This window comes from Streptomyces sp. NPDC048361, from assembly GCF_040651795.1.
In the GTDB taxonomy this organism is placed as follows: domain Bacteria; phylum Actinomycetota; class Actinomycetes; order Streptomycetales; family Streptomycetaceae; genus Streptomyces.
On the sequence record NZ_JBEZKW010000014.1, the window covers coordinates 119,235 to 140,475 of the forward strand.

Annotated in this window: 23 protein-coding genes; 19 read left to right on the top strand and 4 right to left on the bottom strand. The window is 67.3% G+C overall.

What is annotated here, in order from left to right; genetic code table 11:
• The first annotated feature begins 16 nt into the window (after nucleotides 1-16).
• The 5 genes from AB0D31_RS10945 to tuf all read left to right on the top strand — a co-directional run bounded on the left by AB0D31_RS10945 (nucleotide 17) and on the right by tuf (nucleotide 8,723).
• Nucleotides 17-3,916 carry a DNA-directed RNA polymerase subunit beta' gene (locus AB0D31_RS10945; protein ID WP_362720042.1) on the top strand — a complete coding sequence of 1,300 codons (3,900 nt, stop codon included), beginning with the start codon at nucleotides 17-19 and terminating at the stop codon, nucleotides 3,914-3,916.
• Between the two features lie 439 nt (nucleotides 3,917-4,355).
• Nucleotides 4,356-4,727, top strand: a complete 372-nt coding sequence (rpsL, locus tag AB0D31_RS10950; RefSeq protein WP_003948652.1) for a 30S ribosomal protein S12 — start codon at nucleotides 4,356-4,358, stop codon at nucleotides 4,725-4,727.
• Between the two features lie 2 nt (nucleotides 4,728-4,729).
• Nucleotides 4,730-5,200, top strand: coding sequence for a 30S ribosomal protein S7 (gene rpsG / locus AB0D31_RS10955; protein ID WP_014154599.1), 471 nt, complete (start codon nucleotides 4,730-4,732; stop codon nucleotides 5,198-5,200).
• 39 nt (nucleotides 5,201-5,239) lie between these two features.
• Nucleotides 5,240-7,366 carry an elongation factor G gene (gene fusA, locus AB0D31_RS10960; protein ID WP_362720045.1) on the top strand — a complete coding sequence of 709 codons (2,127 nt, stop codon included), beginning with the start codon at nucleotides 5,240-5,242 and terminating at the stop codon, nucleotides 7,364-7,366.
• A gap of 163 nt (nucleotides 7,367-7,529) precedes the next feature.
• Entirely contained in the window at nucleotides 7,530-8,723 is a 1,194-nt protein-coding gene (tuf, locus tag AB0D31_RS10965) for an elongation factor Tu (protein WP_267055809.1), read from the top strand.
• A 127-nt stretch (nucleotides 8,724-8,850) separates the two neighbouring features.
• On the opposite strand, the gene AB0D31_RS10970 is transcribed toward tuf, so the two are convergent.
• Nucleotides 8,851-10,887, bottom strand: a complete 2,037-nt coding sequence (locus AB0D31_RS10970; RefSeq protein WP_362720048.1) for a PIG-L family deacetylase — start codon at nucleotides 10,885-10,887, stop codon at nucleotides 8,851-8,853.
• A gap of 299 nt (nucleotides 10,888-11,186) precedes the next feature.
• A complete protein-coding gene (locus AB0D31_RS10975; RefSeq protein WP_362720051.1) occupies nucleotides 11,187-11,621 on the bottom strand; it encodes an ATP-binding protein in 435 nt (144 codons plus the stop codon).
• Nucleotides 11,622-11,775: 154 nt separating this feature from the next.
• On the opposite strand from AB0D31_RS10975, the gene AB0D31_RS10980 reads away from it, so the two are divergent.
• Both AB0D31_RS10980 and AB0D31_RS10985 read left to right on the top strand, forming a co-directional pair.
• Nucleotides 11,776-12,654 (top strand): helix-turn-helix transcriptional regulator, encoded by an 879-nt coding sequence (locus AB0D31_RS10980; RefSeq protein ID WP_362720054.1) that lies wholly within the window; start codon nucleotides 11,776-11,778, stop codon nucleotides 12,652-12,654.
• Nucleotides 12,651-12,860, top strand: a complete 210-nt coding sequence (locus AB0D31_RS10985; protein ID WP_362720057.1) for a DUF397 domain-containing protein — start codon at nucleotides 12,651-12,653, stop codon at nucleotides 12,858-12,860. The genes AB0D31_RS10980 and AB0D31_RS10985 overlap by 4 nt, the downstream gene beginning before the upstream one ends.
• A gap of 64 nt (nucleotides 12,861-12,924) precedes the next feature.
• Here AB0D31_RS10985 and AB0D31_RS10990 read toward each other — a convergent pair whose 3' ends face one another.
• Complete coding sequence (locus tag AB0D31_RS10990; RefSeq protein WP_362720058.1) at nucleotides 12,925-13,515, bottom strand: Uma2 family endonuclease; 591 nt, start codon at nucleotides 13,513-13,515, stop codon at nucleotides 12,925-12,927.
• Between the two features lie 52 nt (nucleotides 13,516-13,567).
• Nucleotides 13,568-14,416, bottom strand: coding sequence for a helix-turn-helix domain-containing protein (locus AB0D31_RS10995; protein WP_362720061.1), 849 nt, complete (start codon nucleotides 14,414-14,416; stop codon nucleotides 13,568-13,570).
• A gap of 1,069 nt (nucleotides 14,417-15,485) precedes the next feature.
• Here AB0D31_RS10995 and rpsJ point away from each other — a divergent pair.
• The 12 genes from rpsJ to rplN all read left to right on the top strand — a co-directional run bounded on the left by rpsJ (nucleotide 15,486) and on the right by rplN (nucleotide 21,241).
• On the top strand, nucleotides 15,486-15,794 hold the full coding sequence (gene rpsJ, locus AB0D31_RS11000) for a 30S ribosomal protein S10 (protein ID WP_003948644.1): 309 nt from the start codon (nucleotides 15,486-15,488) through the stop codon (nucleotides 15,792-15,794).
• A 14-nt stretch (nucleotides 15,795-15,808) separates the two neighbouring features.
• Nucleotides 15,809-16,453 carry a 50S ribosomal protein L3 gene (gene rplC, locus AB0D31_RS11005; protein ID WP_362720064.1) on the top strand — a complete coding sequence of 215 codons (645 nt, stop codon included), beginning with the start codon at nucleotides 15,809-15,811 and terminating at the stop codon, nucleotides 16,451-16,453.
• A gap of 4 nt (nucleotides 16,454-16,457) precedes the next feature.
• Nucleotides 16,458-17,108, top strand: coding sequence for a 50S ribosomal protein L4 (rplD, locus tag AB0D31_RS11010; RefSeq protein WP_362720067.1), 651 nt, complete (start codon nucleotides 16,458-16,460; stop codon nucleotides 17,106-17,108).
• Nucleotides 17,108-17,422, top strand: coding sequence for a 50S ribosomal protein L23 (rplW, locus tag AB0D31_RS11015; protein WP_053727606.1), 315 nt, complete (start codon nucleotides 17,108-17,110; stop codon nucleotides 17,420-17,422). The genes rplD and rplW overlap by 1 nt, the downstream gene beginning before the upstream one ends.
• A gap of 39 nt (nucleotides 17,423-17,461) precedes the next feature.
• Complete coding sequence (gene rplB / locus AB0D31_RS11020) at nucleotides 17,462-18,298, top strand: 50S ribosomal protein L2 (RefSeq protein ID WP_267055813.1); 837 nt, start codon at nucleotides 17,462-17,464, stop codon at nucleotides 18,296-18,298.
• Nucleotides 18,299-18,310: 12 nt separating this feature from the next.
• The gene (gene rpsS, locus AB0D31_RS11025; protein ID WP_362720070.1) at nucleotides 18,311-18,592 is read left to right on the top strand and encodes a 30S ribosomal protein S19; all 282 of its coding nucleotides are present in this window, start codon (nucleotides 18,311-18,313) and stop codon (nucleotides 18,590-18,592) included.
• Between the two features lie 43 nt (nucleotides 18,593-18,635).
• On the top strand, nucleotides 18,636-18,983 hold the full coding sequence (gene rplV / locus AB0D31_RS11030) for a 50S ribosomal protein L22 (RefSeq protein WP_004571827.1): 348 nt from the start codon (nucleotides 18,636-18,638) through the stop codon (nucleotides 18,981-18,983).
• Nucleotides 18,983-19,825, top strand: a complete 843-nt coding sequence (gene rpsC, locus AB0D31_RS11035) for a 30S ribosomal protein S3 (protein ID WP_053727609.1) — start codon at nucleotides 18,983-18,985, stop codon at nucleotides 19,823-19,825. Before rplV ends, rpsC begins: the two co-directional genes overlap by 1 nt.
• 5 nt (nucleotides 19,826-19,830) lie before the next feature.
• Entirely contained in the window at nucleotides 19,831-20,250 is a 420-nt protein-coding gene (gene rplP / locus AB0D31_RS11040; protein ID WP_053727610.1) for a 50S ribosomal protein L16, read from the top strand.
• Nucleotides 20,250-20,474 carry a 50S ribosomal protein L29 gene (gene rpmC, locus AB0D31_RS11045; protein ID WP_003966952.1) on the top strand — a complete coding sequence of 75 codons (225 nt, stop codon included), beginning with the start codon at nucleotides 20,250-20,252 and terminating at the stop codon, nucleotides 20,472-20,474. Before rplP ends, rpmC begins: the two co-directional genes overlap by 1 nt.
• Nucleotides 20,474-20,758 carry a 30S ribosomal protein S17 gene (gene rpsQ / locus AB0D31_RS11050; RefSeq protein WP_100578124.1) on the top strand — a complete coding sequence of 95 codons (285 nt, stop codon included), beginning with the start codon at nucleotides 20,474-20,476 and terminating at the stop codon, nucleotides 20,756-20,758. Before rpmC ends, rpsQ begins: the two co-directional genes overlap by 1 nt.
• Nucleotides 20,759-20,872: 114 nt before the next feature.
• Nucleotides 20,873-21,241: a 50S ribosomal protein L14 gene (rplN, locus tag AB0D31_RS11055; RefSeq protein WP_003956455.1), complete on the top strand. Its 369-nt coding sequence runs from the start codon at nucleotides 20,873-20,875 to the stop codon at nucleotides 21,239-21,241.

Below are 21,241 nucleotides of genomic sequence, written 5' to 3' on the forward strand. Positions count from 1 at the left end.
GAGGGATTGACGACAAGTGCTCGACGTCAACTTCTTCGACGAGCTGCGGATCGGCCTCGCCACTGCTGACGACATTCGTCAGTGGTCACACGGTGAGGTCAAGAAGCCGGAGACCATCAACTACCGCACCCTCAAGCCCGAAAAGGACGGACTCTTCTGCGAGAAGATCTTCGGTCCGACCCGGGACTGGGAGTGCTACTGCGGTAAGTACAAGCGCGTCCGCTTCAAGGGCATCATCTGTGAGCGCTGTGGCGTAGAGGTCACGCGTGCCAAGGTGCGCCGCGAGCGGATGGGCCACATCGAGCTTGCCGCTCCCGTGACCCACATCTGGTACTTCAAGGGCGTTCCGTCGCGTCTTGGCTACCTGCTCGACCTCGCGCCGAAGGACCTCGAAAAGGTCATCTACTTCGCCGCGTACATGATCACGTTCGTGGACGAGGAGCGCCGTACGCGCGACCTGCCGTCGCTGGAGGCGCACGTCTCCGTCGAGCGTCAGCAGATCGAGAACCGTCGCGACTCGGACCTCGAAGCCCGCGCCAAGAAGCTCGAGAGCGACCTCGGCGAGCTGGAGGCCGAGGGCGCCAAGGCCGACGTGCGCCGCAAGGTGCGCGAGGGTGCCGAGCGTGAGATGAAGCAGCTGCGCGACCGTTCGCAGCGCGAGATCGACCGTCTCGACGAGGTGTGGAGCCGCTTCAAGAACCTCAAGGTCCAGGACCTTGAGGGCGACGAGCTGCTCTACCGCGAGCTGCGTGACCGTTTCGGCACGTACTTCGACGGCTCGATGGGTGCCGCTGCTCTGCAGAAGCGCCTGGAGACCTTCGACCTCAACGAGGAGGCCGAGCGCCTCCGCGAGATCATCCGTACCGGCAAGGGCCAGAAGAAGACCCGTGCGCTCAAGCGCCTCAAGGTCGTCTCCGCGTTCCTGCAGACCAGCAACAGCCCCAAGGGCATGGTGCTCGACTGCGTGCCGGTCATCCCGCCGGACCTGCGTCCGATGGTGCAGCTGGACGGTGGCCGCTTCGCGACCTCCGACCTGAACGACCTGTACCGCCGCGTGATCAACCGCAACAACCGCCTGAAGCGACTCCTTGACCTCGGCGCCCCCGAGATCATCGTGAACAACGAGAAGCGCATGCTTCAGGAGGCCGTCGACGCGCTCTTCGACAACGGCCGTCGTGGTCGCCCGGTCACGGGCCCCGGCAACCGTCCGCTGAAGTCGCTGTCCGACATGCTCAAGGGCAAGCAGGGTCGTTTCCGTCAGAACCTGCTCGGCAAGCGTGTGGACTACTCCGCGCGTTCCGTCATCGTCGTCGGCCCGCAGCTCAAGCTGCACCAGTGCGGTCTGCCGAAGGCCATGGCGCTTGAGCTCTTCAAGCCGTTCGTGATGAAGCGTCTGGTCGACCTGAACCACGCGCAGAACATCAAGAGCGCCAAGCGGATGGTCGAGCGCGGCCGCACGGTCGTGTACGACGTCCTCGAAGAGGTCATCGCCGAGCACCCGGTTCTGCTGAACCGTGCGCCCACGCTGCACCGCCTCGGCATCCAGGCCTTCGAGCCCCAGCTGGTCGAGGGCAAGGCCATCCAGATCCACCCGCTCGTCTGCACCGCGTTCAACGCGGACTTCGACGGTGACCAGATGGCCGTCCACCTGCCGCTGTCCGCGGAGGCGCAGGCCGAGGCCCGCATCCTGATGCTGTCCTCGAACAACATCCTGAAGCCGGCCGACGGTCGCCCCGTCACCATGCCGACCCAGGACATGGTGCTCGGCCTCTTCTTCCTCACCACGGACGAAGAGGAGCGCGAGGTGAAGGGCGCAGGCCGCGCCTTCAACTCGACCGCCGAGGCGATCATGGCGTTCGACGCCCGGGAGCTCTCGCTCCAGGCGAAGATCGACATCCGCTTCCCGATCGGCACCGTGCCGCCGCGTGGCTGGACCCCGCCGCTCGACGAGGACGGCGAGACGACCTGGCAGCAGGGCGACTCGTTCCGTCTGCGGACCTCGCTCGGCCGCGCGCTCTTCAACGAGCTGCTGCCCGAGGACTACCCGTTCGTCGACTACTCGGTCGGCAAGAAGCAGCTCTCCGAGATCGTCAACGACCTCGCCGAGCGCTACCCCAAGGTCATCGTGGCGGCGACGCTCGACAACCTGAAGGCGGCGGGCTTCTTCTGGGCGACCCGTTCCGGCGTCACCGTCGCCGTCTCGGACATCGTCGTCCCGGAGGCCAAGAAGGCCATCGTCCAGGGCTACGAGGCCCAGGACGAGAAGGTGCAGAAGCAGTACGAGCGCGGCCTGATCACCAAGGACGAGCGCACGCAGGAGCTCATCGCGATCTGGACCAAGGCGACCAACGAGGTTGCCGAGGCGATGAACGCGAACTTCCCCAAGACGAACCCCATCTTCATGATGGTTGACTCGGGTGCCCGAGGAAACATGATGCAGATGCGTCAGATCGCCGGTATGCGTGGTCTGGTGTCGAACGCGAAGAACGAGACCATCCCGCGTCCCATCAAGGCCTCGTTCCGCGAGGGCCTGACCGTGCTCGAGTACTTCATCTCGACCCACGGTGCCCGTAAGGGTCTGGCCGACACCGCCCTGCGTACCGCCGACTCGGGTTACCTGACCCGTCGTCTGGTGGACGTCTCGCAGGACGTCATCATCCGCGAGGAGGACTGCGGCACCGACCGCGGCCTCAAGCTCAAGATCGCGGAGCGGGGCGCCGACGGCGTGCTGCGCAAGACCGAGGACGTCGAGACCTCCGTCTACGCCCGCATGCTCGCCGAGGACGTCGTCGTCGACGGCAAGGTCATCGCGCCGGCCAACGTGGACCTCGGTGACGTGCTCATCGACGCCCTCGTGGGTGCGGGTGTCGAGGAGGTCAAGACCCGCTCGGTCCTGACCTGTGAGTCCGCGGTCGGCACCTGTGCCTTCTGCTACGGACGCTCGCTCGCCACCGGCAAGCTGGTTGACATCGGTGAGGCGGTCGGCATCATCGCCGCCCAGTCCATCGGTGAGCCCGGTACCCAGCTGACGATGCGTACCTTCCACACCGGTGGTGTGGCCGGTGACGACATCACGCAGGGTCTGCCGCGTGTCGTCGAGCTCTTCGAGGCCCGTACGCCCAAGGGTGTCGCGCCGATCTCGGAGGCCAAGGGCCGCGTCCGCATCGAGGAGACCGAGAAGACCAAGAAGCTCGTCGTCACCCCGGACGACGGCAGCGAGGAGACGGCGTTCCCGATCTCCAAGCGTGCCCGTCTCCTGGTCGGCGAGGGCGACGCGGTCGAGGTGGGCCAGAAGCTCACCGTCGGTGCCACCAACCCGCACGACGTGCTGCGGATCCTCGGTCAGCGTGCGGTCCAGGTCCACCTGGTCGGCGAAGTCCAGAAGGTCTACAACTCGCAGGGCGTGTCGATCCACGACAAGCACATCGAGATCATCATCCGGCAGATGCTGCGCCGCGTGACGATCATCGAGTCCGGCGACGCGGAGCTGCTGCCGGGCGAGCTCGTCGAGCGCTCGAAGTTCGAGACCGAGAACCGTCGTGTGGTCACGGAAGGCGGCCACCCGGCCTCCGGCCGTCCGCAGCTGATGGGTATCACCAAGGCCTCGCTGGCGACGGAATCCTGGCTGTCGGCCGCCTCCTTCCAGGAGACGACCCGAGTCCTGACGGATGCGGCGATCAACGCCAAGTCCGACAGCCTCATCGGCCTCAAGGAGAACGTCATCATCGGTAAGCTCATCCCGGCCGGTACGGGTCTCTCCCGCTACCGCAACATCCGGGTCGAGCCCACCGAAGAGGCCAAGGCGGCCATGTACTCGGCCGTCGGCTACGACGACATCGACTACTCGCCGTTCGGCACGGGCTCCGGCCAGGCCGTTCCGCTGGAGGACTACGACTACGGTCCGTACAACCAGTAAGGCGTACGTCTGAGGTACTGAAGGGCGCCCATTCCGCTGTGTGCGGGTGGGCGCCCTTCGGGGTTTCCGTAACGTCGCGCCGGCTGCGTAAGAGACGCTGCGTAAGAGACCCTGAAACGGCCACATGCTGAGACGGTCTGTCTCACGAGTGGGGCCGGGCGGGGTATGGGGTGACATGTCCCACTGGGTGCCGGACCCCGTGCGTGGCCATTTGTTTTGACCCAAGTCGATGCGGTAGGTACGCTCAGACCTTGTGCCTGGGGTGTGCCTGGGCTCCGCTGCGTGCCTACGTCCGCAGTGCGAGCTTCTGGACCGGCCACCGCAATCTGCGCTTTCGCTGCTCTCGGGCAGGGTCTGCAGTATTCGACACACCCGACCGCGTGGGTCGGGGACGTGTTCCAGGTTAGTTTTACTACGGCACACAGAAACCGGAGAAGTAGTGCCTACGATCCAGCAGCTGGTCCGGAAGGGCCGGCAGGACAAGGTCGAGAAGAACAAGACGCCCGCGCTCGAGGGTTCGCCCCAGCGCCGCGGCGTCTGCACGCGTGTCTTCACGACCACCCCGAAGAAGCCGAACTCGGCGCTCCGTAAGGTCGCGCGTGTGCGTCTGACCTCCGGCATCGAGGTCACGGCTTACATCCCGGGTGAGGGACACAACCTGCAGGAGCACTCGATCGTGCTCGTGCGCGGTGGCCGTGTGAAGGACCTGCCGGGTGTTCGCTACAAGATCATCCGCGGTTCGCTCGACACCCAGGGTGTCAAGAACCGCAAGCAGGCCCGCAGCCGCTACGGCGCCAAGAAGGAGAAGTAAGAATGCCTCGTAAGGGCCCCGCCCCGAAGCGCCCGGTCATCATCGACCCGGTCTACAGCTCTCCTCTTGTCACCTCGCTGATCAACAAGATCCTGCTGGACGGCAAGCGCTCCACCGCCGAGCGCATCGTCTACGGCGCCATGGAGGGCCTCCGCGAGAAGACCGGTGCTGACCCGGTCATCACGCTGAAGCGCGCTCTTGAGAACGTCAAGCCGTCTCTTGAGGTCAAGTCCCGCCGTGTCGGTGGCGCCACCTACCAGGTGCCGATCGAGGTCAAGCCCGGTCGCGCCGCCACCCTCTCGCTTCGCTGGATCGTGGGTTACTCCCGCGCCCGCCGTGAGAAGACCATGACCGAACGCCTCATGAACGAGCTGCTCGACGCCTCCAACGGCCTCGGCGCTGCGGTCAAGAAGCGTGAGGACACCCACAAGATGGCCGAGTCCAACAAGGCCTTCGCGCACTACCGCTGGTAGTCCGAACCCACATCGAGACCGAGAGAAGACTGAGCCGATATGGCTACCACTTCACTTGACCTGGCCAAGGTCCGCAACATCGGGATCATGGCGCACATCGACGCGGGCAAGACGACCACCACCGAGCGGATCCTGTTCTACACCGGTGTGTCTTACAAGATCGGTGAGGTCCACGACGGCGCTGCCACGATGGACTGGATGGAGCAGGAGCAGGAGCGCGGCATCACGATTACGTCGGCCGCGACGACCTGCCACTGGCCGCTCGAGGACGTCGACCACACCATCAACATCATCGACACCCCGGGCCACGTGGACTTCACGGTCGAGGTGGAGCGTTCGCTCCGCGTCCTCGACGGTGCGGTCACCGTGTTCGACGGTGTCGCCGGTGTGGAGCCGCAGTCCGAGACGGTCTGGCGTCAGGCCGACCGTTACGGCGTTCCGCGCATCTGCTTCGTCAACAAGCTCGACCGTACCGGCGCCGAGTTCCACCGCTGCGTGGACATGATCGTGGACCGCCTCGGCGCGACCCCGATCGTCATGCAGCTGCCGATCGGTGCCGAGGCCAACTTCGAGGGCGTTGTGGACCTGGTCCGCATGAAGGCCCTCGTGTGGTCCGCGGAAGCGACCAAGGGCGAGATGTACGACGTCGTCGACATCCCGGCCACGCACGTCGAGGCTGCTGAAGAGTGGCGCGGCAAGCTGGTCGAGACCGTCGCGGAGAACGACGACCAGATCATGGAGCTCTTCCTCGAGGGCGTCGAGCCCACCGAGGAGCAGCTGTACGCCGCGGTGCGTCGCATCACCATCGCGTCGGGCAAGGGCGGCGACACCACCGTCACCCCCGTGTTCTGTGGCACCGCGTTCAAGAACAAGGGCGTCCAGCCCCTGCTCGACGCCGTCGTCCGCTACCTGCCGTCCCCCCTGGACGTCGAGGCCATCGAGGGCCACGACGTCAAGGACCCGGAGGTCGTGGTCAAGCGCAAGCCGTCCGACGAGGAGCCCCTCTCGGCGCTGGCGTTCAAGATCGCGAGCGACCCGCACCTGGGCAAGCTCACCTTCATCCGGATCTACTCCGGACGCCTTGAGGCCGGCACCGCGGTGCTGAACCCCATCAAGGGCAAGAAGGAGCGCATCGGCAAGATCTACCGTATGCACGCGAACAAGCGTGAGGAGATCGAGTCGGTGGGCGCCGGTGACATCGTCGCCGTCATGGGCCTGAAGCAGACCACCACGGGTGAGACGCTGTGTGACGACAAGAACCCGGTGATCCTGGAGTCCATGGACTTCCCGGCGCCGGTCATTCAGGTCGCCATCGAGCCCAAGTCCAAGGGTGACCAGGAGAAGCTGGGTGTTGCCATCCAGCGTCTCGCGGAGGAGGACCCCTCCTTCCAGGTGCACTCGGACGAGGAGACCGGCCAGACCATCATCGGTGGTATGGGCGAGCTCCACCTCGACGTCCTCGTCGACCGTATGCGTCGCGAGTTCAAGGTCGAGGCGAACGTCGGCAAGCCGCAGGTCGCGTACCGCGAGACGATCCGCAAGGTCGTCGAGCGCGTGGACTACACCCACAAGAAGCAGACCGGTGGTACCGGTCAGTTCGCCAAGGTGCAGATCGCGATCGAGCCCATCGAGGGCGGCGAGGCGTCGTACGAGTTCGTGAACAAGGTCACCGGTGGCCGCATCCCCCGGGAGTACATCCCGTCGGTGGACGCGGGTGCGCAGGAGGCCATGCAGTTCGGCATCCTGGCCGGCTACGAGATGACTGGCGTCCGCGTCATCCTTCTCGACGGTGGCTACCACGAGGTCGACTCCTCCGAGCTCGCCTTCAAGATCGCCGGTTCGCAGGCGTTCAAGGAGGCCGCGCGCAAGGCTTCGCCCGTGCTCCTCGAGCCGATGATGTCCGTCGAGGTCACCACGCCCGAGGACTACATGGGTGAAGTCATCGGCGACATCAACTCCCGCCGTGGCCAGATCCAGGCCATGGAGGAGCGCAGCGGCGCCCGCGTCGTGAAGGGCCTCGTGCCCCTCTCGGAGATGTTCGGCTACGTCGGCGACCTCCGCAGCAAGACCTCGGGTCGCGCAAGCTACTCGATGCAGTTCGACTCCTACGCCGAGGTTCCGAGGAACGTCGCCGAGGAGATCATCGCGAAGGCCAAGGGCGAGTAACTCAACCGAGTTCACGCTTTAGGCTTGTCACCGGAGCCGCTGGGGCATTCGGCGTAAACCATCAGGTTTACGGTGAATGCCCCGGGCGGCCCCGGCATCCCAGCAAAGATCACCTGGCGCCGATGAGTAAGGCGTACCAGAACCACTCCGCAGGAGGACCCCAGTGGCGAAGGCAAAGTTCGAGCGGACTAAGCCGCACGTCAACATCGGCACCATCGGTCACATTGACCACGGTAAGACGACCCTCACGGCCGCCATTACCAAGGTGCTGCACGACGCGTACCCGGACCTGAACGAGGCCTCGGCCTTCGACCAGATCGACAAGGCTCCTGAGGAGCGCCAGCGCGGTATCACGATCTCGATCGCGCACGTCGAGTACCAGACCGAGTCGCGTCACTACGCCCACGTCGACTGCCCCGGTCACGCGGACTACATCAAGAACATGATCACGGGTGCCGCGCAGATGGACGGCGCGATCCTCGTGGTTGCCGCCACCGACGGCCCGATGCCGCAGACCAAGGAGCACGTGCTCCTGGCCCGCCAGGTCGGCGTTCCGTACATCGTCGTCGCCCTGAACAAGGCCGACATGGTGGACGACGAGGAGATCCTGGAGCTCGTCGAGCTCGAGGTTCGTGAGCTCCTCTCCGAGTACGAGTTCCCGGGCGACGACCTGCCGGTCGTCAAGGTCTCGGCGCTCAAGGCGCTCGAGGGCGACAAGGAGTGGGGCCAGTCGGTCCTGAACCTGATGGCCGCCGTCGACGAGGCGATCCCGCAGCCCGAGCGTGACGTCGACAAGCCGTTCCTGATGCCGATCGAGGACGTCTTCACGATCACCGGTCGTGGCACCGTCGTCACCGGTCGTATCGAGCGTGGTGTCCTGAAGGTCAACGAGACCGTCGACATCGTCGGTATCAAGACCGAGAAGACCACCACCACGGTCACCGGCATCGAGATGTTCCGCAAGCTGCTCGACGAGGGCCAGGCCGGTGAGAACGTCGGTCTGCTCCTCCGTGGCATCAAGCGCGAGGACGTCGAGCGCGGCCAGGTCATCATCAAGCCGGGTTCGGTCACGCCGCACACCGAGTTCGAGGCCCAGGCGTACATCCTGTCCAAGGACGAGGGTGGCCGTCACACGCCGTTCTTCAACAACTACCGCCCGCAGTTCTACTTCCGTACCACGGACGTGACCGGCGTCGTGACCCTCCCCGAGGGCACCGAGATGGTCATGCCGGGCGACAACACCTCCATGAACGTCGCGCTGATCCAGCCCGTCGCCATGGAGGAGGGCCTCAAGTTCGCCATCCGTGAGGGTGGCCGGACCGTGGGCGCCGGCCAGGTCGTCAAGATCACCAAGTAAGTACTTGGCTGTCTGACCTGGTAGCTCGCTGAGCTGTCAGAAGAGCCCCGCACCTTTCGAGGTGCGGGGCTCTTCGCGTTGCCCGGCGGAGGCGTTGTCCGCCGGAGGCGTGGGGCGCTTCGGGGGTCTACGGGCGCCAGGTCCAGGGCATGGCGTCCACGCCGAGCCCCAGCGCGAGGGGCCGCCCGTCGTGGACGTGCAGCGTGGGCGGTCCGACCGGGACGGCGCCCCGGATCCGCTTCAACGCCCGCCCGGGGCCCGCGAGTTGAACCCGTCCGCGCTCGTCCGTCCCCGCCACCTGGCCGCCGGCCGCGGCGACCGGACCGTACCCGTCGAGCGCGACCGGGGCGGCGGGGGCGCCGTCGAGGCGTACGGAGGTGAGGTGCGGGGAGGCGGGGGAGCCGGGGTCCTGGCGGGCCTTCTTCGGATCGGCCGAGGTGCGGTAGAGCAGCTGTACGCCGTCGTCGAGCGCGACCGGTGCGACCGCGTCCACCGCGAGCGGCAGCCGGGACGGTACGGGGGCGAGGGGCTTGCCCGGGGCGTTCTGCGTCCAGTGGTGGACCGTGTCGGCGCCCGCCGCGAAGACATGCACGCGCCCGCGCCCGTCCACGACGGTGCTCAGCCCCTCCTGCACGGACTCGCCGCCCAGATCGCGCCAGCGCGACCAGGTGCCGTCGGTCTCCCGCACCCGGGTGCTGACGCCGCGGTCGGCGTTGCGCACGAAGAGGTGGACGCGCCCGTCTGGCGCGGCGACGGCTCTCGGGGGCCCGATCCGCCGCCCCCGGTCGTCCCCCCGCTCGGGGTTGCCGAGCCCCTTCCATGCACCGAACTCCCCACCGGGCGCGGCCTGTTCGAGCGTCACGATCTCCCGGGTGTTGGCGCCGGCCCGGCCCTGGAGCGAGGAGAAGCGCAGCGCGAACAGGAGCTGCCGGCCGTCGGGAAGGGTGGCGCCGCCGAGGACGGGGGCGAGCGGCGAGCCGCCGAGGTCCTCGGGCGCGCCCCAGCTGTCATCGCCGTTCCGGTGCCACCGCACGGCACGCAGCCCGAGCACCCCGTAGGCGTACGAGGCGTCCCGGGACAGCACGAGCCGCGCGCCGGGATGGCGGTGGTGGGTGGAACGCGCCCAGCCCTTCCAGTTGGTGAGCGGCCGCTTCCCGCCGACGTTGTAGTCCCCGCACCCGCCGGGATTGCCGCACTGCCACTCCTTGGAGCCGCCGTACGGTACGAGGTGCGCCGCCTTCTCGGCGAGGACGCCGGCGGGGAGGTTCTTGGGCCAGTGCCGGTTGTAGTAGGCGCGGTAGGCGGTGGCGAGGAAGGCGTTGCCGCGCTCGGCGTGCCGGATCATCGCGGCCCAGGCGAAGGAGGCGGCGGCGGTGTGGTCGGCGTGGTCGGCGTACCCCGGCTGCTCGGAGTCGTGCGCGCGGTCGGCGGGGGAGCTGTGCTGGATGTCCGGGTCGGGGTCGAGGGTCTGGACGAGGGTGGGGGAGTAGTCGGCGAGGAGCCCTTCGAGTACCTCGACCAGGTCGTCGTACGTGTAGGCCTTGGCCCGGGTGAGGGGCGACCCCTCGGCGATGACGACAGGGAGCTGGAGGCGATGGTCCTCCCAGAGGCTGGGCAGTCCCATCCTCCCCCCGAGCGGGGTGTGCATCGCGGTGTTCAGAAACACCAACTCCACACTGCGGCCCCGGTGTTGAAGCCCGGTGACCTCGGCGCGGTGGCCGCCGCGAAGCTCGGCGACGGACTTCTGCCAGGGGGTGTACTTGTCCATCCCGAGCAGGACGGCGTACGCCTGCCGCAGCCCCTGGTGCCGGGCGGACGAGTAGGCGGCCTTGTCGTAGACGTGCGGCGAGGTGTCGCTGACGACCCGGTTGTCGCCGTTGGCCTCACCGCCGGTGACGTACACGCTCACCAGTGGCACGCCGGAGTCCAGGGTGTGCTGGGTGTCGGGGTTCATGAAGTACAGGTCGTCGTCGGGGTGGGCGAGGATCTGGAGGAGGAGGGGGGTGCGGGGGGTGGTGGCGAGGGGGGAGACGGCGGCCGTCCTCTTCGCCCGCCCCGGCGGGGGCGCGGCACACCCCACGACGGTGACGGCGAGCCCCGCGGCGACGGCACCCCCGAGCACGACCCGTCGCCCCGGCCCGGCCGATTCTGTTGTGTCGCCCACGTCCGCCCTGTCTCCCTCGCTCACTCGTCCTGGTCCACGCGTCCAGGGCGGGCGCGCCCAGTGAGACGGGGGAGCGGGCGGCGGGGTTGCCTATGAGGGGCGGGGCATGCCTGCGGCGTGGTTCGGCCTCCCCGTCAAGCCCTGGCGGGGCCTCGGGATCATCACAGCCGGTGATGCGTTCACGAGCTTCCTCGGGCACGGTCATCAACGGCATGTTGTGCGGGCCCGCGACCATGAGTGCTCCCGCCGCGACCACCGGAACGCGGCGGACCGCGCTCCGGTCCGGCCGGTCCTCTTCTTTAAGAACCGCTTGACAGGTCGAGTTCGGCCCAGACGGTCTTGCGGGGGACGGGCCCGAGGCTGACGCCCCAGCGATCCGCGAACGTCTCCACGAGGACCAGGCCGCGTCCCGATTCGGCGTCAGGCGATGGCGTTTCGTATCGGGGCAGTTCGTCGCCCCGGGTGTCCGTCACTTCGACGCGGAGCACGTCGGCGGTGGCGTCGAGGGCAAGCCGGAAGTCCCGCCCGGGGAGCCGGCCGTGCGTGACGGCGTTCGCGGCGAGCTCGGCGACGAGGTGTTCGGCAGTGTCGATGACGCCGGGTAGCAGGCCCCAGGTGCGCAGCCACTCCGCGGCGAGAAAGCGGGCCAGGTGGGCGCCACGCGGCGTGGAGGACAGCAGAACGCTGAACTCCCGCGCAGGGGCGAGGGGTTGGGTGGAGTTTTCCAGGTTCACGTGACCGAGCGTGGTGGTGCGCGCATACCGTGAACAGTGACTTGGCGGGTCCGTACGGTGACTGTCCGGAGTTTGTCCGGCGATGTCGTGGCTGTCGGCACGGGCGGTACGGGTAAGGGCGATGCGGCGTGGACGTACGACGGAGGGGTGCGGGATGCGGCAGGTGGACGGCGACGCGGGCCGGCTCAAGAGCGAGGCGGACGAGCCGGGCTGGGAGGTGGATCCGGACGACGACTGGGGTGTGGCGGTCGTCGCGACGGTGGGGCGCCAGCTGAGGCTGCGCCGCGAGGCGAAGGGGATGCGGGCCGCCGAGTTCGGGGAGGCGGTGGGGTATGGCGAGGACATGGTCTACAAGATCGAGGGAGGCAAGCGGATCCCTCAGCCTGAGTATCTGGACAAGGCGGACGAGGTCCTGGGGGCGGGCGGGCTGATCTCGGCGATGAAGGAGGACGTGGCGAAGGTCAGGTATCCGAAGAAGGTTCGGGAGTTGAAGAAGCTGGAGGCCAAGGCGGTCGAGATCGGCGTCTACGAGTGCAACATCATCGCGGGGCTGTTGCAGACGCCGGAGCACGCCCGGGCCCTGATCGGCGCAGCGCAGCCGCCGTACTCGCCGGACGATGTGGATCGCATGGTGGCCGCACGCTTGTCTCGGCAGGCGATCTTCGAGCGCGAGCCGGCTCCCTCGATCCACTTTGTGCTGGAAGAGGCCCCGCTGCGCCGACAGGTTGGGGGCACAATGGCGTGGGGGCAGCAACTCGAACGTCTGCTGGAGGTGGGGCGATTGCGCAACGTCACGCTTCAGGTCATGCCGACGAACACCGAGGCACATCCAGGCTTGGACGGCAGGATCGAGTTCCTGAAGTTCCCGGACGGGACGGCGGTGGGGCGTGCCGACGGCGAATTCAACGGGCGACCGACCACTGACCCAAAACAGCTTCGCATCATCGAGCTGCAATATGGCACCATCCGGGCGCAAGCTCTCCCGCCTCGGGAGTCGCTGGCCTTCATTGAACGACTGCTGGGAGAGACATGATCCGCAATGCCCCCACCAGGGACGCCTCCGGGTTGGCGTGGTTCAAGAGCAGCTACAGCGGAGGCACCAACGGCGAGTCCTGTGTCGAGGTAGCCACAGCCCCAGGCGCGGTCCGCGTCCGCGACTCCAAGACCACTGGCGGCCCCGAGCTTGAGCTGCCGCCGGACGCCTGGGCGGACTTCGTGTCGTACGCGGCAGGCAGCTGACCGTCAACTACGCCTGTCCCGGGCCTGGTTGATACCGGAGGTGGGGCGCGTCGGCGTATGGGCCCTAGGGGTAGCGCGGTAGCGCATCGGTGGAGATCGTCCAGTCGGCGATGGTGACGTCCTCGCCGTAGACGAAGTCCTTGCGGGTCGCGTAACGGGGGCCGTCGGGGGTGGAGTGGATCTCGGACAGTACGGCGCCGGTCCCCGTGCGGGGGTCGAAGACCGCGTAGACGGGGACGCCGAGCAGGGGATAGTCCCGCATCTTGCCGACCCAGTCGTTGTCGGGGTTGGAGCGGGAGACGACCTCGATGGCGGCGATGAGGGTGCGGGGGTCGAAGGAGGCCGGTACTTCCATATCGGCTTCGGCGATCACCATGATGTCGGGGTGACGCATGACGCGCTCGGCCTCGGCCTCCACGTCGGGTGTTCCCGTATGAGCCACGATCTCCTCCGGCATGACCTTCTCCAGGCGCTTGCGTACGCGCAGAGCGGTCAACTCATGGGGGCCGACGGGCGCCATCATGTCGTGGACGATCCCCTCCTTGGTGATCTCGAACTTGCCGGGAAGCGTGTCGTCCATCGACTCAACGAACTCCCGCATCGTCCGGTACAGGTGGTCCGTGTCCCGCCGTGCGTCGTCCGGGGCGATGCTCATGGCGTGCGCTCCTTGTGGTGTCTGCCCGGGGGCAAGGGTCGTCACGTTCATGCTAGGCGGCCTCCTGGAGGTCGGGTCGGCAGTCGGGGCAGTGTCCGGGGGCCGGCCCCCGGAAGGCCCGGTCGCAGGTTTCACAGTTCTGGAGCGGATCCGGACGGGCCTGCACGGGGATGGGTGGCGGGAGCAGCGCCGCGAGGCGGTAGGCCAGCAGCGATGCCGGGTGCCGCAGGGGCTCGGGGAGGTCCGCGGTCAGGGTGCGGCTTACGGCGTCGGGGTCGGCCCCGCGGTCGAGCCAGGCGGCGACGAGCGGAGCGAGGCGGTGTACGTCCCCTTCGGCGAGCAGGAGCCGGGGCTCGTCGCGGCGCAGCCCCTTGAGGAGTTCCGCGGCCTCGGGGGACGGCGCGGGTTCCGTACGAGGCAGTGGTGCGGTGGGCAGCGGGGGCGGGGGCGGTGCGGCTCTGCGGGGCGGGCGGGGCGTGGGCGGTGTGGACGCCGTGCGCCTCGCTCTGGGCGGGGCGCATGGCGTCGCGTGGCTCGACCCGGGCTGGTTGCAGGACACCGTACGGCTGACGACCCGGCCGCTGGGCAGCCGCTCCCGGCTGCGTTTCAGGTATCCATGGGCCTCCAGCTCGCGCAGCGCCGCGGCGATGCGGGCCTCGCCCTCGGGGAAGCGGTCGGCGAGCACCTTGATGCCGATGCGGGCCCCGGCCGGCAGGGACTGGATGTGCACGGCGAGGCCGATCGCGAGCAGGGAGAGTTCGCGGTGCTGGGCGAGGTGGTTGCCGACGACCGTGTACCGACTGGTGTGCCGGGTGTTGGTGTGAATGACACCGGAGTGGGTGGTGCCGTCGGGAACGCGGGACGAGGCGTGCGGGGGCGCGCTAGGGTTCTGAAGAGCCATCGGGAAGGTAGTGCTTCCTAGTTGGTCAGGCCCTCGATCGGGATGCCAGTCCCGGCCGGGGGCCGATGCATGTGTGGGGTTGTCGTCGCCCCGGCGAGCGGGGCTGTCGGCGCGAGCATATGCCAGTCAACTGCCAGTAATTCCAGCCGAGTTGGGCGATGTCACTCGTGTGAGTGACGGGAGGCTGGAGGGGTTGGGTGGGGGATTTCCCTGCGGGGCTTGAAAGGCATTTGGCGTCGGGGAACGCCGGGTCCCGGTGCCCCGCGTCCCGGGCCCCCGGGGCTCGGCCCCCTGCACCCCCGTATCGCGCCTCAAGGGCGCTCGTCCCCACATGCCGGACGGGCCGAGGCGGCCTCTGCCGAGCCGGCCCCGTCAGGGGCGCGGGGAGCTGCGCGGGACGCGGGCGCGGTCCGCAGATGACCGAGACCGATAGTGGTCGGCGGTCATCGGTTTCAGGGGCGCGGGGGACTGCGCGAGCAAGCGGGCACGTTCGGCAGATGACCGAGGTTTCAGGGGCGCGGGGAACTGGCGCGGGACACGGGCACGGTCCGCAGCTGTAGGCCGGGGCTCTGGGGCCGCCTGGAGGGCGTTCGTCCCCCGACGGCTGAGGCCGGGCAGCTCGGGGTCGGGAGCCGGGTCCCGGGCCGCGGTGGCCCGGCATGCGTGCCGAATGCGTGAGCGCATGTGACGTGGGGTACGCTTCCCGGCTGCGATTGGCCAGGCCGTGGGCCGGTGTGGCAGACTGTCGGGGTTGCTCGGTTGAGTGCCGATGCTGCGCGTCTCCCGCCGGGAGGACCGGAAGCGAGTCCCATCGTACTCGTCGCCCCTGATCAGGGGCGGACGTACGGGAATCTTCCGGGAAGTGTCAGCGGGGCTCCGGCCAGGCGTCCGGTGGGTGTTCTGCCCCCGATTGCGAGGTCCTGTGGCCCGCATCCCCTTGGTTGGGAAATCCCGTATGGGAATTCTGCGTAGAGGGAGTGCGACACGCCCGACCGCGTGGGTCGGAGGCGGAAGTCAGTAGAACCCCCGGGTTCCAGAGCGTTACGAGACAAAGGACTACTAGGTAGCCATGGCGGGACAGAAGATCCGCATCCGGCTCAAGGCCTACGACCACGAGGTCATCGATTCGTCGGCGAAGAAGATCGTCGAGACGGTGACCCGCACTGGTGCGTCGGTCGCAGGCCCGGTGCCGCTGCCCACTGAGAAGAACGTGTACTGCGTCATCAAGTCGCCGCACAAGTACAAGGACTCTCGCGAGCACTTCGAGATGCGCACCCACAAGCGCCTCATCGACATTCTCGACCCCACGCCGAAGACGGTTGACTCGCTGATGCGCCTCGACCTGCCGGCCGGTGTCGACATCGAGATCAAGCTCTGAAGGGACGGGCCGAGATGAGCAAGAACATCAAGGGCGTCCTGGGCGAGAAGCTCGGCATGACCCAGGTCTGGGACGAGAACAACCGGGTTGTCCCGGTCACCGTCATCAAGGCCGGGCCGTGTGTCGTGACGCAGGTCCGCACGAACGACGTCGACGGCTACGAGTCGGTCCAGATCGCCTTCGGCGAGATTGACCCGCGCAAGGTGAACAAGCCCCTCAAGGGTCACTTCGCCAAGGCCGACGTGACGCCCCGCCGCCACCTGGTGGAGCTCCGCACCCCTGACTCCAGCGAGTACACGCTGGGCCAGGAGATCACTGCCGAGGTGTTCGAGTCCGGCGTCAAGGTCGACGTCACGGGCAAGAGCAAGGGCAAGGGCTTCGCCGGTGTCATGAAGCGTCACAACTTCAAGGGCCTCGGCGCCGGACACGGCGTCCAGCGCAAGCACCGCTCCCCCGGTTCGATCGGTGGCTGCGCCACCCCTGGGCGTGTCTTCAAGGGCATGCGCATGGCCGGCCGCATGGGCAACGAGCGTGTCACCACCCAGAACCTGACCATCCACGCGGTTGACGCGGAGAAGGGTCTGCTCCTCATCAAGGGCGCGGTCCCCGGTCCGAACGGCGGCCTCGTCCTGGTCCGTACCGCGGCCAAGGGGGCTTGAGGTAATGAGCACCATTGACATCCTTTCGCCGGCAGGCGACAAGGCCGGTACCGTCGAGCTCCCCGCGGAGATCTTCGACGCGAAGACCAGCGTTCCGCTGATCCACCAGGTCGTCGTCGCACAGCTGGCAGCTGCCCGTCAGGGCACGCACAAGACCAAGACCCGCGGTGAAGTCCGTGGTGGTGGCCGCAAGCCGTACCGCCAGAAGGGCACCGGCCGCGCGCGCCAGGGTTCGACCCGTGCGCCGCAGTTCGCCGGCGGTGGCGTGGTCCACGGCCCGCAGCCGCGTGACTACTCGCAGCGCACCCCGAAGAAGATGAAGGTCGCCGCCCTGCGCGGTGCCCTCTCCGACCGGGCGCGCCACTCCCGCATCCACGTCGTCACCGGCGTGGTCGACGGAACGGCTTCCACCAAGGCCGCCAAGACGCTGTTCGGCAAGATCTCGGAGCGCGCCAACCTGCTCCTGGTCGTCGAGCGCGCCGACGAGGCCGCGTGGCTGTCCGCCCGCAACCTGCCCCAGGTCCACATCCTGGAGCCGGGCCAGCTGAACACGTACGACGTGATCGTCTCCGACGACGTGGTCTTCACCCAGGCCGCTTTCGAGTCCTTCGTGTCTGGCCCCAAGGCCGATGACAACGAGGGGAGCGAGGCCTGATGGCCGAGATCACCAGCAAGACCTTCACGGACCCGCGCGACATTCTTGTCAAGCCGGTTGTGTCCGAGAAGAGCTACGCGCTGCTCGACGAGAACAAGTACACGTTCATCGTGAAGCCGGGCTCCAACAAGACCCAGATCAAGCAGGCCGTGGAAGCGGTCTTCTCGGTCAAGGTCACCGGGGTCAACACGATCAACCGCCAGGGCAAGCGCAAGCGCACGAAGACCGGTTTCGGCAAGCGCGCCGACACCAAGCGCGCCATCGTGACCCTTGCTGAGGGCGACCGTATCGACATCTTCGGCCAGGCCTCCTAACGGAGCGCCCTGGTCCGAATATCGGACGAGGACTGAGAAATGGGTATCCGCAAGTACAAGCCGACGACTCCGGGCCGTCGTGGCTCCAGCGTCGCCGACTTCGTCGAGATCACGCGGTCCACGCCGGAGAAGTCGCTGGTCCGCCCCCTGCACAGCAAGGGCGGCCGTAACAACACCGGTCGTGTGACCGTCCGTCACCAGGGCGGTGGCCACAAGCGTGCCTACCGCGTGATCGACTTCCGTCGTCACGACAAGGACGGCGTCCCGGCGAAGGTCGCTCACATCGAGTACGACCCGAACCGCACCGCGCGCATCGCGCTCCTGCACTACGCAGACGGCGAGAAGCGCTACATCATCGCGCCCCGTGGCCTGAACCAGGGTGACCGCGTTGAGAACGGCCCCGGGGCCGACATCAAGCCGGGCAACAACCTGGCGCTGCGCAACATCCCGGTCGGTACGACCATCCACGCCATCGAGCTGCGTCCCGGTGGCGGTGCGAAGTTCGCCCGTTCCGCGGGTGCTTCGGTGCAGCTGCTGGCGAAGGAGGGCACGATGGCCCACCTTCGTATGCCGTCCGGCGAAATTCGCCTGGTCGACGCCCGCTGCCGCGCCACCATCGGTGCGGTCGGCAACGCCGAGCAGTCGAACATCAACTGGGGCAAGGCCGGCCGCATGCGCTGGAAGGGCGTTCGCCCGTCCGTCCGCGGTGTCGCGATGAACCCGGTTGACCACCCGCACGGTGGTGGTGAGGGCAAGACCAGTGGTGGTCGCCACCCGGTCTCCCCGTGGGGTCAGAAGGAGGGTCGTACTCGCTCGCCGAAGAAGGCATCGAGCAAGTACATCGTCCGCCGCCGCAAGACGAACAAGAAGCGCTAGGAGCGGGTTTAGATGCCGCGCAGTCTCAAGAAGGGACCCTTCGTCGACGGACACCTCGTAAAGAAGGTGGACGCTCAGAACGAAGCTGGTACCAAGAACGTCATCAAGACCTGGTCCCGTCGCTCGATGATCATCCCGGCCATGCTCGGCCACACGATCGCGGTGCACAACGGCAAGATCCACGTCCCGGTGTTTGTCTCCGAGTCGATGGTCGGCCACAAGCTCGGCGAGTTCTCGCCGACTCGCACCTTCCGCGGCCACGTCAAGGACGACCGGAAGTCGAAGCGCCGCTAACGCGGGGTGGGTAACGACTATGACTTACACCGAAGGGACAACCATGGAAGCCAGGGCCCAGGCGCGGTACATCCGCGTCACGCCCATGAAGGCCCGCCGCGTGGTGGACCTTATCCGTGGCATGGATGCCACGGAGGCTCAGGCGGTCCTGCGTTTCGCCCCGCAGGCCGCGAGCGTGCCGGTTGGCAAGGTGCTGGACAGCGCCATTGCCAACGCTGCACACAACTACGACCACACCGACGCCTCTTCGCTGGTCATCAGCGAGGCGTACGTGGACGAGGGCCCGACCCTGAAGCGGTTCCGTCCGCGTGCTCAGGGCCGTGCCTACCGGATCCGTAAGCGGACCAGCCACATCACCGTGGTCGTCAGCAGCAAGGAAGGAACCCGGTAATGGGCCAGAAGGTAAACCCGCACGGGTTCCGGCTCGGCATTACCACGGACTTCAAGTCCCGTTGGTACGCCGACAAGCTGTACAAGGACTACGTCAAGGAAGACGTCGCCATCCGCAGGATGATGACGTCCGGCATGGAGCGCGCCGGCATCTCGAAGGTTGAGATCGAGCGCACCCGTGACCGCGTGCGGGTGGACATCCACACCGCGCGTCCCGGCATCGTCATCGGCCGCCGTGGCGCCGAGGCCGACCGCATCCGCGGCGACCTCGAGAAGCTCACGGGCAAGCAGGTCCAGCTGAACATCCTCGAGGTCAAGAACCCCGAGATGGACGCTCAGCTGGTTGCTCAGGCCGTTGCCGAGCAGCTCTCCTCCCGCGTCTCCTTCCGTCGTGCCATGCGCAAGAGCATGCAGGGCACGATGAAGGCCGGCGCCAAGGGCATCAAGATCCAGTGTGGCGGCCGTCTCGGCGGCGCCGAGATGTCCCGCTCGGAGTTCTACCGCGAAGGCCGTGTGCCGCTGCACACCCTGCGCGCGAACATCGACTACGGCTTCTTCGAGGCCAAGACGACCTTCGGCCGCATCGGCGTGAAGGTCTGGATCTACAAGGGCGATGTCAAGAACATCGCCGAGGTCCGCGCCGAGAACGCAGCGGCCCGTGCGGGTAACCGCCCGGCCCGTGGTGGCGCCAACGACCGTCCGGCCGGTGGCCGCGGTGGTCGTGGCGGCGAGCGTGGCGGTCGCGGCCGCAAGCCGCAGCAGGCTGCGCCGGCTGCCGAGGCCCCCAAGGCCGAGGCTCCCGCCGCCGCCGCTCCGGCTGAGAGCACCGGAACGGAGGCCTGACCGAAATGCTGATCCCCCGTAGGGTCAAGCACCGCAAGCAGCACCACCCCAAGCGCCGCGGTATGGCCAAGGGTGGTACGACGGTTGCGTTCGGCGAGTACGGCATTCAGGCCCTCACGCCGGCGTACGTGACCAACCGCCAGATCGAGGCGGCTCGTATCGCGATGACCCGCCACATCAAGCGTGGCGGCAAGGTCTGGATCAACATCTACCCGGACCGCCCGCTCACGAAGAAGCCTGCCGAGACCCGCATGGGTTCCGGTAAGGGTTCTCCGGAGTGGTGGGTCGCGAACGTTCACCCGGGCCGGGTGATGTTCGAGCTGTCCTACCCGAACGAGAAGATTGCTCGTGAGGCGCTCACCCGAGCCGCTCACAAGCTCCCGATGAAGTGCCGCATCGTCCGGCGCGAGGCAGGTGAGGCGTGATGTCGGCCGGAACCAAGGCGTCCGAACTGCGCGAGCTGGGTGACGAGGAGCTTCTCAACAAGCTCCGCGAAGCCAAGGAAGAGCTGTTCAACCTCCGCTTCCAGGCGGCGACGGGCCAGCTCGAGAACCACGGTCGGCTCAAGTCCGTCCGTAAGGACATCGCCCGGATCTACACCCTGATGCGCGAGCGCGAGCTGGGCATCGAGACGGTGGAGAGCGCCTGATGAGCGAGAAGAATGTGACTGAGACGACTGAAGCGCGCGGTTTCCGCAAGACCCGTGAGGGTCTGGTCGTCAGCGACAAGATGGACAAGACCGTCGTCGTCGCTGTCGAGGACCGTGTGAAGCACGCGCTGTACGGCAAGGTCATTCGCCGTACCAACAAGCTCAAGGCGCACGACGAGCAGAACGCTGCCGGCGTCGGCGACCGCGTCCTCATCATGGAGACGCGTCCGCTGTCGGCGAGCAAGCGCTGGCGCATCGTCGAGATCCTCGAGAAGGCCAAGTAAGGAAATTCTCTGAGGGGTTTCCCTCAGAGTGGTTCCGCCAGGCTCGGTGGGGGCCGCACCTCGCAAGAGGTCCGTGGCCCCCACCGGGAACCGGCAGACGATCAGGAGATAGACGTGATCCAGCAGGAGTCGCGACTGCGCGTCGCCGACAACACTGGTGCAAAGGAAATCCTTTGCATCCGTGTGCTCGGTGGCTCAGGTCGCCGCTACGCGGGTATCGGTGACGTCATCGTCGCCACCGTCAAGGACGCGATCCCCGGTGGCAACGTGAAGAAGGGTGACGTCGTCAAGGCTGTCATCGTGCGCACCGTCAAGGAGCGCCGTCGCCAGGACGGCTCGTACATCCGCTTCGACGAAAACGCGGCCGTCATCCTCAAGAACGATGGCGACCCCCGCGGCACCCGCATCTTCGGCCCGGTGGGCCGGGAGCTGCGCGAGAAGAAGTTCATGAAGATCATCTCGCTCGCGCCGGAGGTGCTGTAA